This window comes from Arthrobacter sp. SE2 (genome assembly GCF_058244265.1).
In genome coordinates this window covers 52,968-66,068 of sequence record NZ_JBZAYA010000004.1, presented here as the reverse complement: position 1 = coordinate 66,068, position 13,101 = coordinate 52,968, and the positions used below count along the sequence as shown (strand labels likewise).

Sequence of the window (13,101 nt, the reverse complement as noted above, 5' to 3'; positions counted from 1 at the left end):
GATAACCAGCGTATTCCGCCTGGTTGCCCTCCGCCGATTCCGCGCTACTTATTTCGGCTCGCTGCTCACCTGATGCGCCTGGATGTCCGCGCGGGGAGCCGCCGGCGAAGCCGAAGCATCCCCCACAGGGCCAGCAGCACTGCCAGCAGGCCCAAAGCCCAGCCCAGTGCGGGCTGGGCCGTGAGCTCGGCGGCCACGGTGATGACCAGCAGGACCAAGGCCCAAAAGCCCAGGAAACCAATCACGAGGTCGAAATCTTCCGCCGATTTCACTCTCGTGTGCTGCTCCTTGGCCGGGCCGCCGAGGGACGGCCCGGCCGAATCCGGAGTTTGCGTCATTTGACAGCGCCGGCTGTCAGGCCCGCAACGATCTTGCGCTGGAAGATCAGAACAAGGATCACCAGCGGAATCGTCACAACCGTTCCGGCCGCCATGACGGCGGTGTACGGCTCCTGGTGGGCCTGGGCACCGGCAAAGTAGGCTATGGCCACCGTAACGGTCTTGGTTTGCTCATTGGACAGCTGGCTCGCGATGAGGAACTCGTTCCACGAAGCGATGAACGCCAGGATTGCGGTGGTAAAAACAGCCGGCGCAGCAAGCGGCATGATCACCTTGCGGAATGCCTGGCCCTGCGTGCAGCCATCAATTCGAGCCGATTCCTCCAGCTCCCAAGGCATTTCCCGGAAGAAGGAGGTCAAGGTGTAAACCGTCAGAGGGAGCACAAACGAGATGTTCGGAATGATCAGCGCCTGATATGTGCCGTACCAGCCGATGTTCGTGAACAGCTGGAACAGCGGCGTCACCAAGGCCACGCCCGGGAACATCGATGCTCCGAGAACAAAGCCGAGGACCAGGAACTTGAAGCGGAATTCAAGCCTGGACAAGGCGTACGCCGCGAATACCCCGAAAAGCAGTGCGACCACAGTGGTTACCCCTGCTACCAACAGCGAGTTCAGGAGGTTCCGGCCGAAGTGGTTGCCCAGGTTCTCCGAGAACACCGTCGTGAAGTTGTCCCAGGTGACGTGGGTGAAGAACGGAGTCGAGTCGAAGGTATATCCAACGTCGCGGAACGCGGTCACGATCATCCAGTAGAAGGGAATCAGGCACCAGATGAAGATGAGCGCTGCGCTGATGTACGTGCGACTGCTCGCCAAGCGTTCCCGCCGTCGGGCGGCTGTCTTGGGCGCGGCGTCAATGCTCACGGCTGTCATTTTTCCTGCCCCTTGGTCTTGGGTGTGGCTGAGGCGACCGCGTTGGCTCCCAGGAAGCGAACGAAGATGAACGCGACCAGGAAGATGATGAGGAACGTGATGGTGGACAGGGCCGCTGCTGAGTTGAATCCCTGACGGATCTGTTCAACCACCAGGATGGACAACGTTGTGGTGTTGTTCGAGCCCTGGGTCATGATGGCCGGGAGGTCATACATGCGCAATGCGTCAAGGACACGGAACAGGACAGCCACCATGAGCGCAGGCTTCACCAACGGCAAAGTGATCTGGGTGAAACGCTGCCAGGCCGAGGCGCCGTCGACCTTCGCGGCTTCGTACACTTCCGCCGGGATGATCTGGAGTCCAGCCAAAATCAGCAGGGCCATGAACGGCGTCGTCTTCCAGACGTCGGAAATTATGATCGCCCAGCGTGCCGGCCATTCGCTTCCGGTCCACAGGATCGCCGTGCCAAAGAGCTTGTTGGCGATGCCGTCGAAGGCGAAGATGAAGAACCACAGCTTCGCGGTAACGGCCGTTGGAATGGCCCACGGAACCAGGACAGCAGCGCGAAGGGCGCTGCGGCCGCGGAACGTCCTCGCCATGATGATGGCCATCCAGAACCCGAGGACAGTCTCCAAGACTACCGTGACCACAGTGAAGAAGAACGTCGTCCCAACGGCGCTCCAGAATTGGGAACCGAGAGTGCCGGGAGCACAGGCAGCGGGGCCACATTGCTGGGCCAACCAGTGGACAAAGTTATCGAAGCCCGCGGGTCCACCCTGAACGAATAGCTTGGTCGCCGGGTCAAGGCCCTGGTCCTTCTGGAACGCCATGATAATGGCGTTGACCACCGGGTATACGATCACGACGGCGAGCAGCACCAAGGCGGGGGAAATCAACCAGAACGCCCACCGGCCTTGGGACGTGGCTGCCCGGTCCTGTCCTACTTCTTTTTGAACTTTTTTGGTTTTGGGGCTTGGTGTCTCTGGCGCCCGCTTAGGCTGCGCAAGGGTGGACATTTCCCCTCCTTCCGGAAATTGATAGTGTGCCCCCCGGGCGGCCGTCCGCCTTATGCGCCGGCCGCCCGAGGTTCACTGGAGGTGTCGCTATTGGCTGGCCGAGTTGATGGCCGTGTCCATATCCTTCAATGCCTGATCGACGGACTTGTCGCCCTTGATGGCAGCGTAGGCGTTGTCCTGGATGGCCTTGGTGACGGCCGGGTAGAACGGTGTGACCGGGCGCGGCACGGCATTCGAAATCGAGGTCTTCAGCACCGGAAGGTACGGCAGCTGCGTGACCAGCGTCGGATCGTCGTACAAGGAACTCAGCACCGGGGCCAGCGATCCCTGCGTTGCGTAGAACTTCTCGGTTTCTTCGCTGGTCATGAAGGTCAGGAAGTCCTTGGCCGTGGCCTTGTGCTGCGAGTAGACGCTGACGGCAAGGTTGTGTCCGCCGAGGGATGAAGCGCCAGGGCCGCTCTTACCCGGGAGCGGGGCCATGCCGAAGGTGTCCTTCACCTTGGATGAGCCGTCCGTCTTCGCGAGGTTGTAGACGTAAGGCCAGTTGCGCAGGAAGAGGAGTTTGCCGTCTTCGAAGGACTGCCTGCCCTGTTCTTCCTGGTACGTGACGCCCTGCGTGGGGATGTTTCCGTTCTTGTAGGCGGTGACCAGGTTGTTAAGGCCGGTCTTGGCCGCCGTGGAGTTTACACTCGATTTGCCGTCGTCTCCAACGATCGTGCCGCCTGCCGTGTTGATGGCTTCAGCCGCGTTCACCGTGAGGCCTTCGTACTTGGCGAACTGTCCCGCGTAGCAGTCGATGCCGTTCTGTTTCGCGATGGAGCACATGCTCATCATCTCGTCCCAGGTCTTGGGCGGGGTGGGCACCAAGTCCTTACGGTAGAAAAGAATGCCGCCGTCCGAGGTCTGCGGTGCGGCGAAAAGGGTGTTGTTGTACGTTGCCGTCTTGACTGTGGCCGGAAGCATCTTGGAGGTATCGATGCTCATCTTGTCCGAGAGCGGTTGCAGCCAACCCTTCGCGGCAAACTCCGCTGTCCAGACGACGTCCACGTCAACCACGTCGTAGTTGGCATCTTTTGACTGGAAGTGCTGCACGAGGTCATCGTGCTGCTGGTCCGCCTGGTCGGATTGCTCCTTGAAAGTGACCTTCTGGTCCGGGTGCGCCGCATTCCACTTATCGACGAGCGGGCGGACAACGTTGCTGTTGTCCTTGCCCTGGACGTAGGTGATTGGACCGCGTCCGTCGATGTTCGCTGCGGCATCTCCGCCGCTTGAGGCTGTGCTGCCGCCACCGCCGCCACCACAGGCGGACAGGGACATGGCTAGCACGCCGGCAATAGCGGCCGGCAAAAGGTACTTGCGTGTGTTCATGCTGGGAACTCCTCAGTGAGTGGACCAGGTATTTCCGCTGTGCGGTTGATGTGGTGAGCCTCACATTAGTAAGCTTCCGGGTAGTAATGCAAGCGTTTACACAAAAATATGTCATCGAGAGGAATCCAGTGCCGCACTCCCCGATCCCAACCCCCGGTTCCAGCAATTCCGCGTGGTGGGCAAGCGCCGTCGTCTACCAGATCTATCCCCGCTCGTTCGCCGATGCCAACGGCGACGGGATGGGCGACCTTGCCGGGGTCACCGCGAAACTGCCCTATCTGCAAGCGTTGGGAGTGGATGCCGTGTGGCTTTCTCCGTTCTACAAGTCGCCCCAGGCTGATGCCGGATACGACGTGGCGGACTATCGTGCCGTGGACACCCTCTTCGGCACCTTGGATGACTTCGACGCCATGTTGGATAAGGCACACAGCCTGGGCATCAAGGTGATCGTCGACCTCGTGCCCAATCACACCTCGGACGAGCACGCCTGGTTCCGCGAAGCCCTCGCAGCCGCCCCCGGCTCCCCCGAACGAGAGCGCTACATGTTCCACCCGGGCAAAGACTCCAAACCGGACTCCGGGGACGGGGCTTTGGCCCCGAACAATTGGAAATCCATCTTCGGCGGCCCTGCGTGGACGCGGCTAATGAACGACGACGGCACTCCCGGAGAGTGGTACCTGCACCTTTTCGATACGAAACAGCCCGATCTCAACTGGGAGAACCCGGAAGTCCACGCAGAGATGCGTTCGGTGCTGCGCTTCTGGCTTGACCGCGGCGTTGACGGCTTCCGGGTGGATGTTGCCCACGGCCTGGTCAAAGAAGCCGGCTTGCCGGACTGGGAAGGCTCTGCCGCCATGGTCGAAGGTGGTCTGTCCGCGCCAGGCGCCCACAGCGAAGCCGTCGAACCGCACACCGCCAGGCTTCACGTTGTCCCTCCGGCCGGAAGCTCGGCAGCCGTCGCGACCGCCGTCGAGCACAAGGTCAAGCCGCCCCTGGACCCGCCGTCGCCTTTCTTCGACCAGGACGGCGTCCACGAGATCTATCGCGAATGGAACAGAGTCCTCGCCGAATACGACGGCGACCGCATGCTGGTTGCCGAGGCGTGGGTGGAGCCTGCGGAGCGGCTGGCCCGGTACGTCCGCAAGGATGAAATGCAACAGGCCTTCAACTTTGATTTCCTCTTGGCAGGCTGGGACGCGGAGCGCATGGCGGAGGCAATCGAATCTTCGCTGGACGCGGCGGGATCCGTCGAGGCGCCCTCCACCTGGGTCCTGAGCAACCACGACACTGTCCGGCACCCCAGCCGCTTCGGGCTGGCAGATCCCACCACTTTCCCCAAGGGAATCGCAGCGGAAGACGAACAGCCCGACGCCGTTCTAGGACTGGCGCGGGCAAGGGCCGCCTCCATGGTGTCCTTCGCCCTGCCCGGCTCGGCCTATCTTTACCAGGGTGAGGAACTCGGCCTGCCGGAGCACACCTCCCTGCCGGCCGAAGCGCGTCAAGACCCATCATTCTTCCGTACCAAGGGCGTGGAGCGCGGCCGCGACGGGTGCCGCGTGCCGCTGCCCTGGAAATCCGCCGAGCCCGGCTTCGGATTCTCGGACCCATCGGCTGGTCCGGGCGGCGCCGGTGCTGCTCGCATAGCACCCGCAGCGCCCTGGCTGCCCCAGCCCGAAGCGTTCGGCGAGCTGGCGGCGGACGTCCAGGCCGGCGTCGGGGGCTCCACCCTGGAGCTGTACCGTTCCGTCTTGGCATTCCGCCGCTCGCACCGCCTCGGCTCAGGCACGTTCCAGTGGGCTGAAGAGCACGATCCCGCTAACGGCATCCTGGCCTTCCACAACCGGGACGTTTTGGTAGTGGTCAACATGGGTACTACTGACCTCCCCGTGCCGGCCGGGTTCCGGGTGGAACTCTCCAGCGACGGCGGCTCGGGCGGGGTTTCGATTGTCCCGAACAGCGGGGCGTACCTCGTGGCGGAGTAGGGCCTTCCCCGCCGTAATGGCGAGGAGCCTACTTGCCGCCCTTGAAGAAACCGGCGATCTTGGAGCCGAGGCCCTTGGCGTTCTCGGCCACATCGCCCGCGAGGTCCTTGGCTTTCTCAGCCACGTCACCCGAGAGGTCCTTGGCTTTCTCAGCCACGTCACCCGAGAGGAACTCCTTGACGTGCTCAGCGGCATCGCCTGCCAATTCCTTCGCGTTCCCGACCGCTTCGCCGGCGAATTCCTTGACGTGTTCCGCGGCATCGCCTGCGACGTTCTTGGCCTGTTCAGCCGCGGCTTCGGCGGTTTGCTTGATGTTGTTGACTTCTTCGCTCATGGTTTTCTCCTTGTTCCTGGCCCAAGTTTTTTGGTCCATCGGCTTGACTCGGACCCTACGTCCGGTGCCGGCCGGGCAAGCCCAACCAAAGGGAAGAGTTCCCCCTACCCTTCAAACTATGGCCCACACGGACACCTCTGCAACGCAAAATGCCTGGGAGGTAACGTAGCTATCGGATTAACACGGGTTGCTATCAGTTCAACGAACGCGCTCGGCCTTGCTGAACCGGGTCCGCGCGCCTGCCCCGATATGAATCAAAACGGGAGTCCTGCGTCCCACCACCACGTCCAGCGCCTCCACCAGCCGGGAGAGGTCCGCGGCCAGCAGGTGCGGGGAAACGCCCTGACGAGGCTGGACCCTGACCCGGAGCCCGGGACGACCGTTGACCTCGTAGGTTGCCACCGTCACGCCCGCGAGATCCGTACGTTCTGCGAGGGCCGCCTTGAGCGCCTGCTCGGCAAGGTTCCCGCCGATGTTGACGTCGCCAGGCGTCCGGGCGTCGTCGTACTCCGATACGATAGGGTTGGCGCGGCCTTTGCCCTGCTGCGACACCCAGGCCACCATGAGCACGATCAGCACCACAAGCACCGCCGCTGCGGCAACCCAGAGCCAGCTTTCTTCCCGACCTGGAATGCGGGTCTGCTCTGAGAGGTACTTGGCGTGTTCCCAGAGCCCGGTGGACCAGCCTTGCCACCAACTTCCCACGGCGGGAACAGTGGCGAGCAGCATCAGGAGAATGCCGATGGCCAGCAGCTTCAGGCCAAGGATGCCGATCAGGATGCGGTTGAGGACGTGCGGAGTGCCGTTCATGCCCCGATCACCCCGGACGTGGCGACATTAACACGGACAGAAGGCATGGGCGAAGGGGCCATTTTTCGAAGTTCATCCTCGACCGCGGCAAGGACCCGTTCCTGGTGCAGGGGCACGCCCGAGGTGGGCCGGACGTTGACCACAACCAGACGCTGCGAAACCACCACCATGACTTGCTCCTGGGTGACGTTCGCTGCGGTCCGGGCTACCCTGGCCAGTGCCGAAGCGATGACCTCGTCGTCCACCACTACTCCGGCCCGGGGATCCTCAAGCAAGTGGCGGGACTTTCGGCCGGGCAGGACCGCGTTCAAGAAGAAAATCAGGCCCACCATGGCCACGACACCGCCGAGGGAACCGAGCAGCAAGGGCGAAATACCTGCGGGCAGCGCCGTGAGCCGTTCGGCAGCCGTTTGCGGATCGATGAGCCACGGTGGTTGGCCAATGGCGCGCAAGGCGGATTCGAGGAGAGCGTAGACACACGCCGCGATCACAAGGGCCGCGGCCAGCCCGGCCATTCCCGCACGCGAAGAACGGGTCTCGCGCTTGAGGATGCGCTGGAGCCCGACGTCGATCCGGTCGCCGACGTTTTGGGCGCCTGGCGTCTGGACGCCCGGGGTGTCGCCGTCGATCGACTGCTCGGGGGCAGTGTCCGGGTGGCTGCGCCGGGCGTGCGGGGTCTGGGCGTGGCTCATTGGACGCGGGCTCCTTCGCTGATGCGTGCGCCGCTGATCCGGATGTCCACGCGGCTCAGGGTGGAACCACTGAGCTGGGTGACACGCTCAAGGATGGCGGTCTTGGCAGCGACCGCCCGCTCCCAAACCGTTCCGCCGTACCCTTCCACCCGCGAAGGATCCCTGAGGACTTCCGTTAGCGAGGGCACCCGGATCGGGGCGGCAATCGAGAGTGCCAGGAGGCCGTCGTCGTCCGACCATTCGGCGCGAACATCCTGCGCCGAGACACCGAGCGCTTCCGCGGCGGCCGCCTGGGCCAAAGTGGTGAGGGCCTGGGTGCTGATTCGGTTGTGGCCAGCCAGGAAGACGGCGGGCTGCACAGCCTCAGCCGTGGAACTCATGACGACGAGCGGCGGCCGGTGAGGGCATCCAGCACGCTGCGCAGGTCAAGCTTTCCGTCCGCGGCGCGGCCCAGAAGTGCACCGATGCCCATGAAGAGAAGGGCGATGATGAAACCCCACAATCCGAATTGGAAGGCCATGAACGCCACGAAGGCGCCGATCCCGATTCCGACAACGGTCAAGTTCACTGGAGTGGCTCCCTTTCCGATAATGCGCCTCTTGTTCCGGCTTTGGCTGGAGGAGCAACGTACACGTCGTTGATCTCAACGTTGACCTCAATGACTTCAAGGCCCACCAACGATTCGACGGCGCGATAGACGGCCGCGCGGACCTGGTTGGCGACATCATGCAAAGGGTATCCGTAGACGGCCACCAGATTGAGGTCCACGGCCACTTGGGTTTCTCCGACCTCGGCGCGTACACCCGCAGCATGGTCCTGGCTGCCGACGGCATCGCGAATGGCTCCGAGGGCGCGCGACGGAGCCGAGCCGAGGGAATAGACGCCCGGAACAGCCCTGGCGGCAATGCCGGCAACCTTGGCGACAGCGGAATCCGAGATCACTGTACGGCCACTTCCTGCCACCGTTTGCCGGTCCTCGGATACCGGAGCCCCAACGGCTTCCGGTTCAGGCGCGGTGTAGCTTTCCTGCTGGTCCATTAGCCCTCCCCTTCTCTTGAGTACCACCCTAGCGCTTGGCCAAGACAAGGCGGAGACGTCGACCGATTCTGCTGGATCATTCCCAGTCGCGTAGCTTGCCGGCCGCGTGATCCCAAAGGTCCAAGATTTGTCCATTCGAATGATTGAGCAGAATCCGTCGCTTGAGCGCGAAAATGGGGCGCGTGCACGGAAATGTTCGACTTTTGGGCACAACCCGAATATCCCGGGCTTTTCCCGTGCAGGTTAAAAGAAGAAAAGCGCCAGTTCCGAAGAACTGACGCTTCCCAGTGGTGGCTCCGACCGGCGTCGATCCGGTGACCTTTCGATTTTCAGTCGAACGCTCTACCAACTGAGCTACAGAGCCTTAGGTGACAATGTCACCATGATTGCCGGAATTTCTTCCGGCAATCAGAGCGACCCTGACGGGACTTGAACCCGCGACCTCCGCCGTGACAGGGCGGCGCGCTAACCAACTGCGCTACAGGGCCTTGCAGTGTAGTATCTCTACTACGCTCGCAGCATCTCTACCGCGATTTTTTCAAGGATCCCAGCTTACCAGACTTTCCAGTCCGGCCTGACCAGTTCCTTGCGTACCCCCAACGGGATTCGAACCCGTGCCGCCGCCGTGAAAGGGCGGTGTCCTAGGCCGCTAGACGATGGGGGCCTGGAACAATCCGAATTCGCGACGGTCAACAACGCTTTGCGTTTACCGCTTCTCGCTCGTCCGAACTGGACTCTAAAACTTTAGAGCATAGTCGGGGATATTCCCAAATCGCACCCTGCGGAACGCAAACCAGGACGCAAACCAGGACGCAAACCAGGACGCAAACCAGGACGCAAACCAGGACGCAGACCAGGCCTCAAACCGCCGTACAAATCCACTGCGTCAGAGTTGGCGGTTTCTTGTTGAAAGACGTCCGAATTCCGCCAGTCCGTCGAGCCCATCCCGGGCTAGATTGGCATCATGGCCACAAGCACCCCTATCTCTCCGGCGACCACCCCCTCCCGGACCATCAGTAAGCTCGGCATCGCCGCCGTCATCGTCACCGTTGTCCTCTGGGCATCCGCCTTCGTGGGCATCCGGGCCGTGGGACCCAGCTTCTCCCCCGGTTCCCTGACGCTCGGACGGCTGGTGGTTGCCGCCGTCGCGCTCGGCATTGTCGCCCTGCCCAGGCTCAAGCGCTGGCCCAAAGGCCGCGAATGGCTGCCTATCGTGGCCTACGGTGTCATGTGGTTCGCAGGTTACAACCTCGCCCTGAACGCCGCCGAGCACATGCTCGATGCCGGAACCAGCGCCATGCTCATCAACGTCTCGCCGATCCTGATCGCCGTCCTCGCCGGCGTCATTCTGAAAGAAGGCTTTCCGCGGTGGCTGATCATCGGCAGCCTCGTGGCGTTCGGCGGCGTTGCGCTCATCGCGCTCGGTTCGGGACAGCGCTCGACGGCGGATGTCGCCGGAGTGCTGTTGTGCCTCCTTGCCGCTGTGCTCGCCGCGGTGAGCGTGATTGTCCAGAAACCCGTGCTGCGCAAGTTCTCGGCGGCACAGGCCACCTGGTTTGGCATCATGGTGGGCGCCGTGTGCTGCCTGCCGTGGGCCGGACAACTGGTGGCCCAAGTGCAGGCCGCACCCCTTCCGGCCACTCTCGGCTTGGTGTATCTGGGGATCTTTCCGACAGCCATCGCTTTCACCACGTGGGCCTATGCGCTGTCCCTCATTGAGGCCGGGAAACTTGCCGCCACGACGTACCTGGTCCCGGGCGCCACGATTCTGATTTCCTGGGCAGTGCTCAAGGAGATCCCCACCATCTGGGGCCTCGTGGGCGGCGTCATCTGCCTCGTGGGCGTCGGGTTGACGCGGCGCCGGTCCCGCTAGGATCACGTCCCGCCGTCGAACCGACGCCGTCGAACCCCCGCCGCAATTACCTCGCCATCCCGGCGAGAAGCTCGCGGTGCGTGGGCGGGTTGGCTCCCGGGCGTCCCACGGTAATCGAAGCGGCCATGGAAGCCGTCTGCCCGATGCGTTCGAGAACCGTGGGCGCAAGCCCTTGGCTGCCGCGCAGCAGCAGCCCGAGGATCAGTGCCGACATGTAGGAATCGCCGGCGCCGATGGTGTCCGCCACCACCGAGGTCACCGCGGGAACCGTCAGTTGGGTGTGCGGCGTCGCCATGAGGGAACCCTGGGCGCCGCGCGTGACGACGGCCAGGCCCGCACCGAGGCCCAGGATGTGATTGGCAGTCTCTTCCAGGGACTTGCCGGGGTAGAGCCAGAAGGCGTCGTCGTCGCTGAGCTTCACCACGCTGGTCAGCGGCACGAGTTCCTCGAAAATGCGGAGCGCCTCGCCGTGGCTGCCCAGGAGGTCGGTGCGGATATTGGGGTCGTACGTGACGATGCACCCGCCTTGGGCCTGCTCCAGAAGGGTCCTGACGACGCCGGCACCGGGCTCAAGGAACGTCGCGATCGAGCCCGTGTGGAGCACCTTCGGGGCGTAAGGGAGCGCGGCGGGACCCAGCTTCCACTCGATGTCGAAGGTGTACTCGGCCGAACCGTCCGCGGCGATCTCCGCCGTCGCCGTCGCGGTCTTCGCGAGTGATTGCGAACCCGGCAGGACAACTACACCGGCGCTTGCCAAGTGCGCGGCGATGGACTCGCCGCGGGAATCACGCCCGACGGCGGTCAGTAGCCCGGCCTTCACGTCGAGCCGCCCGAGGCCGTAGGCGACGTTCGCAGGCGAGCCGCCGGGGTATTCGGTCTGGCCTGCGGGCGAGTTGACGATATCAATGAGGGCTTCGCCGACCACGACGACGTCGAGCGGCTCGGACGCAAGGGGCGAGTGGTTCATAGGTTCCTGTTCCTTGGTTGGGGAGTTTCAGTGGCTACTTGTGGTTTTCAGGGGCGCCGCCACGGAATGGCGTTCGATGAGGGGACATTCAAAGTATTCGGTACTGCCGTCACGTTCCGCGCCGGCCAGCAGCAGTTCGATGGCGCGCCTGCCCATCTCAACGAAGGGCAGTTCCAGCGTGGTCAGCCCTGGCCGCAAGTGCGGGGCGAGCGTTTCCTGGTTGTCGAAACCCACCAGCGACACGTCGTGCGGGATCGACAGCCCGAGCTGGGCCAGCGCTTGGTAGGTACCCCAGCCTGTGCGGTCGTTCGCGCAGAAGATGGCGGTGGGTGGCTGCGGACCCGTCATGAGTGCTAGGGCATTATCGAAACCGCCGGATTCATGACCGTCACCGATCCTGTGGAGCCCGGAGTCCGGATTGAGGCCGGCTTCCTTGAGTGCGCGGAGATAGCCCGCATGGCGTCCGACGGCGGCGGGAAGCTCACCGTCCACTGCGCCGATGTTGATCATCGCGATGCGGCGGTGACCGGCGTCGAGCAGGTGTTTGGTAGCGGTGTACCCACCCAGCTCCTCTCGGGGGACGATGCTCGGAAAGCGCCCGGAACGGTCGCGCGAATTGAGCACGACGGAGGGCACCTCGGCCAGGACGTCCGGCACGTCAAGGACCCGGTGGTACATGGCGGCGTAGACCACCCCGGCCACCTTGTAGGACAGCATGGCCTCCAATGAAGCGGCCTCGAGGTCCTTGTCACCGCCGGTGTTGACGGTCAGGAGGAGCAGCCCGGCCTCCCAAGCCCTTGCTTGGGCGCCTTCGATGATCTTGCCCGCGAATGGCGCAGTGGCCACGAAGTCGCCCACGAAGCCGATCATGCCCGCCACTCCGTCGCGGAGCACTTTGGCGTGTGCATTGGTCCGGTATCCGAGTTCGTGGGCGGCGGCATGGACCCTGCGCCGGGTTTCCTCCGAGAACCTGGTTCCCGCGGCGTCGTTGAGCACCAGGGAGACCGTGGCCTGGGAAACACCGGCAGCGGCAGCGACGTCGTTCATCGTCGTGCCGGAGCGGCTTCCGGGGCGGGTCATGGGCCGGCCTGTCTCTTGAATGCGTTTCTGTTGAATGCGCTGGGGGTGCTTGCACCTGATCCGCACGGCTGGCCGGGCTTAACCTGGAGCCGAGTTATACGAATTACCACCGCGGAAAACTCTAGCTGCCACGACATCCGGCGTCAACGACCGGGCCACGGACTAGAGTCAGATCATGCCCGCGAATCTACCTCCCGGCCTGCCGATTGTTCCCGAAGGCGATACCCCTGGCGGCCAGCTCATTTCCTCCCGGCTCCCTGGTGCTGGCGAGGGGGTTGGCACTGGCGCTAGCGCTGGGGCTGCGCAGTTCAATACCGTTCCGTTCGCGATGTCGCCGGAAGACTTCGAGGCGGCCGTCAGCGATGCCTTGCTCCTGATCCCCGACAAAGCGGCCCGGGCCATGGACAACGTGGTCATCTTCATCGAAGACGACTACACCCCGCAGCCTGGAGAGGATCCGGACACCGTACTTCTGGGCCTGTACGAGGGTGTGCCGTTGACGGAACGGGACTCTTGGTGGGATGCCGGTTCCCTCCCTGACCGGATCACCATTTTCCGGCAGCCGATCCTGGATATCTGCGGATCCCGCCAGGAAGTAATCGACGAGGTGGCCATCACCGTGATCCATGAAATCGCCCACCATTTCGGCATCGGCGACGACCGCTTGCACGAGCTCGGCTGGGGATAGGCGCCGGGATCTTGGGTGCGGGCCGCACGCTGCGTTCCGGAAC

15 protein-coding genes and 3 tRNA genes are annotated in these 13,101 nt (G+C 63.4%); 3 read left to right on the top strand and 15 right to left on the bottom strand.

Going from position 1 to position 13,101, the window contains the following annotated elements; genetic code table 11:
• Positions 1 to 65 precede the first annotated feature (65 nt).
• The 4 genes from AC4CS3_RS07050 to AC4CS3_RS07035 all read right to left on the bottom strand — a co-directional run bounded on the left by AC4CS3_RS07050 (position 66) and on the right by AC4CS3_RS07035 (position 3,594).
• Entirely contained in the window at positions 66 to 338 is a 273-nt protein-coding gene (locus AC4CS3_RS07050) for a hypothetical protein (protein WP_490782807.1), read from the bottom strand.
• Positions 335 to 1,210: a carbohydrate ABC transporter permease gene (locus AC4CS3_RS07045; protein ID WP_490782806.1), complete on the bottom strand. Its 876-nt coding sequence runs from the start codon at positions 1,208 to 1,210 to the stop codon at positions 335 to 337. Before AC4CS3_RS07045 ends, AC4CS3_RS07050 begins: the two co-directional genes overlap by 4 nt.
• Complete coding sequence (locus AC4CS3_RS07040) at positions 1,207 to 2,226, bottom strand: carbohydrate ABC transporter permease (protein ID WP_345449584.1); 1,020 nt, start codon at positions 2,224 to 2,226, stop codon at positions 1,207 to 1,209. The genes AC4CS3_RS07045 and AC4CS3_RS07040 overlap by 4 nt, the downstream gene beginning before the upstream one ends.
• A gap of 87 nt (positions 2,227 to 2,313) precedes the next feature.
• Positions 2,314 to 3,594 (bottom strand): ABC transporter substrate-binding protein, encoded by a 1,281-nt coding sequence (locus tag AC4CS3_RS07035; protein ID WP_490782805.1) that lies wholly within the window; start codon positions 3,592 to 3,594, stop codon positions 2,314 to 2,316.
• A 128-nt stretch (positions 3,595 to 3,722) separates the two neighbouring features.
• Between AC4CS3_RS07035 and AC4CS3_RS07030 the strand changes: the two genes are divergently transcribed.
• Positions 3,723 to 5,576, top strand: coding sequence for a glycoside hydrolase family 13 protein (locus AC4CS3_RS07030; protein WP_490782804.1), 1,854 nt, complete (start codon positions 3,723 to 3,725; stop codon positions 5,574 to 5,576).
• Between the two features lie 28 nt (positions 5,577 to 5,604).
• Here the strand turns inward: AC4CS3_RS07030 and AC4CS3_RS07025 are convergent, their stop codons facing one another.
• The 9 genes from AC4CS3_RS07025 to AC4CS3_RS06985 all read right to left on the bottom strand — a co-directional run bounded on the left by AC4CS3_RS07025 (position 5,605) and on the right by AC4CS3_RS06985 (position 9,114).
• A complete protein-coding gene (locus tag AC4CS3_RS07025; protein ID WP_490782803.1) occupies positions 5,605 to 5,910 on the bottom strand; it encodes a hypothetical protein in 306 nt (101 codons plus the stop codon).
• A gap of 198 nt (positions 5,911 to 6,108) precedes the next feature.
• Positions 6,109 to 6,720: a hypothetical protein gene (locus tag AC4CS3_RS07020; RefSeq protein ID WP_490782802.1), complete on the bottom strand. Its 612-nt coding sequence runs from the start codon at positions 6,718 to 6,720 to the stop codon at positions 6,109 to 6,111.
• Complete coding sequence (locus AC4CS3_RS07015; RefSeq protein ID WP_490782801.1) at positions 6,717 to 7,412, bottom strand: hypothetical protein; 696 nt, start codon at positions 7,410 to 7,412, stop codon at positions 6,717 to 6,719. The genes AC4CS3_RS07020 and AC4CS3_RS07015 overlap by 4 nt, the downstream gene beginning before the upstream one ends.
• Entirely contained in the window at positions 7,409 to 7,792 is a 384-nt protein-coding gene (locus tag AC4CS3_RS07010) for a hypothetical protein (protein WP_490782800.1), read from the bottom strand. Before AC4CS3_RS07010 ends, AC4CS3_RS07015 begins: the two co-directional genes overlap by 4 nt.
• Positions 7,789 to 7,980: a DUF2273 domain-containing protein gene (locus tag AC4CS3_RS07005; RefSeq protein ID WP_059388473.1), complete on the bottom strand. Its 192-nt coding sequence runs from the start codon at positions 7,978 to 7,980 to the stop codon at positions 7,789 to 7,791. Before AC4CS3_RS07005 ends, AC4CS3_RS07010 begins: the two co-directional genes overlap by 4 nt.
• Positions 7,977 to 8,450: an Asp23/Gls24 family envelope stress response protein gene (locus tag AC4CS3_RS07000; protein ID WP_441412881.1), complete on the bottom strand. Its 474-nt coding sequence runs from the start codon at positions 8,448 to 8,450 to the stop codon at positions 7,977 to 7,979. Before AC4CS3_RS07000 ends, AC4CS3_RS07005 begins: the two co-directional genes overlap by 4 nt.
• 288 nt (positions 8,451 to 8,738) lie before the next feature.
• A tRNA-Phe gene (locus tag AC4CS3_RS06995) sits at positions 8,739 to 8,814 on the bottom strand.
• 50 nt (positions 8,815 to 8,864) lie between these two features.
• Positions 8,865 to 8,938 (bottom strand) — tRNA-Asp (locus AC4CS3_RS06990).
• Positions 8,939 to 9,041: 103 nt separating this feature from the next.
• Positions 9,042 to 9,114 (bottom strand) — tRNA-Glu (locus AC4CS3_RS06985).
• A gap of 300 nt (positions 9,115 to 9,414) precedes the next feature.
• Between AC4CS3_RS06985 and AC4CS3_RS06980 the strand changes: the two genes are divergently transcribed.
• On the top strand, positions 9,415 to 10,323 hold the full coding sequence (locus tag AC4CS3_RS06980) for a DMT family transporter (protein ID WP_490782799.1): 909 nt from the start codon (positions 9,415 to 9,417) through the stop codon (positions 10,321 to 10,323).
• Between the two features lie 46 nt (positions 10,324 to 10,369).
• Here the strand turns inward: AC4CS3_RS06980 and AC4CS3_RS06975 are convergent, their stop codons facing one another.
• A complete protein-coding gene (locus AC4CS3_RS06975; RefSeq protein ID WP_490782798.1) occupies positions 10,370 to 11,290 on the bottom strand; it encodes a carbohydrate kinase family protein in 921 nt (306 codons plus the stop codon).
• A gap of 27 nt (positions 11,291 to 11,317) precedes the next feature.
• Positions 11,318 to 12,370 (bottom strand): LacI family DNA-binding transcriptional regulator, encoded by a 1,053-nt coding sequence (locus AC4CS3_RS06970; RefSeq protein ID WP_490782797.1) that lies wholly within the window; start codon positions 12,368 to 12,370, stop codon positions 11,318 to 11,320.
• Between the two features lie 328 nt (positions 12,371 to 12,698).
• On the opposite strand from AC4CS3_RS06970, the gene AC4CS3_RS06965 reads away from it, so the two are divergent.
• Positions 12,699 to 13,058, top strand: coding sequence for a metallopeptidase family protein (locus AC4CS3_RS06965; protein ID WP_490783044.1), 360 nt, complete (start codon positions 12,699 to 12,701; stop codon positions 13,056 to 13,058).
• Positions 13,059 to 13,101 lie beyond the last annotated feature (43 nt).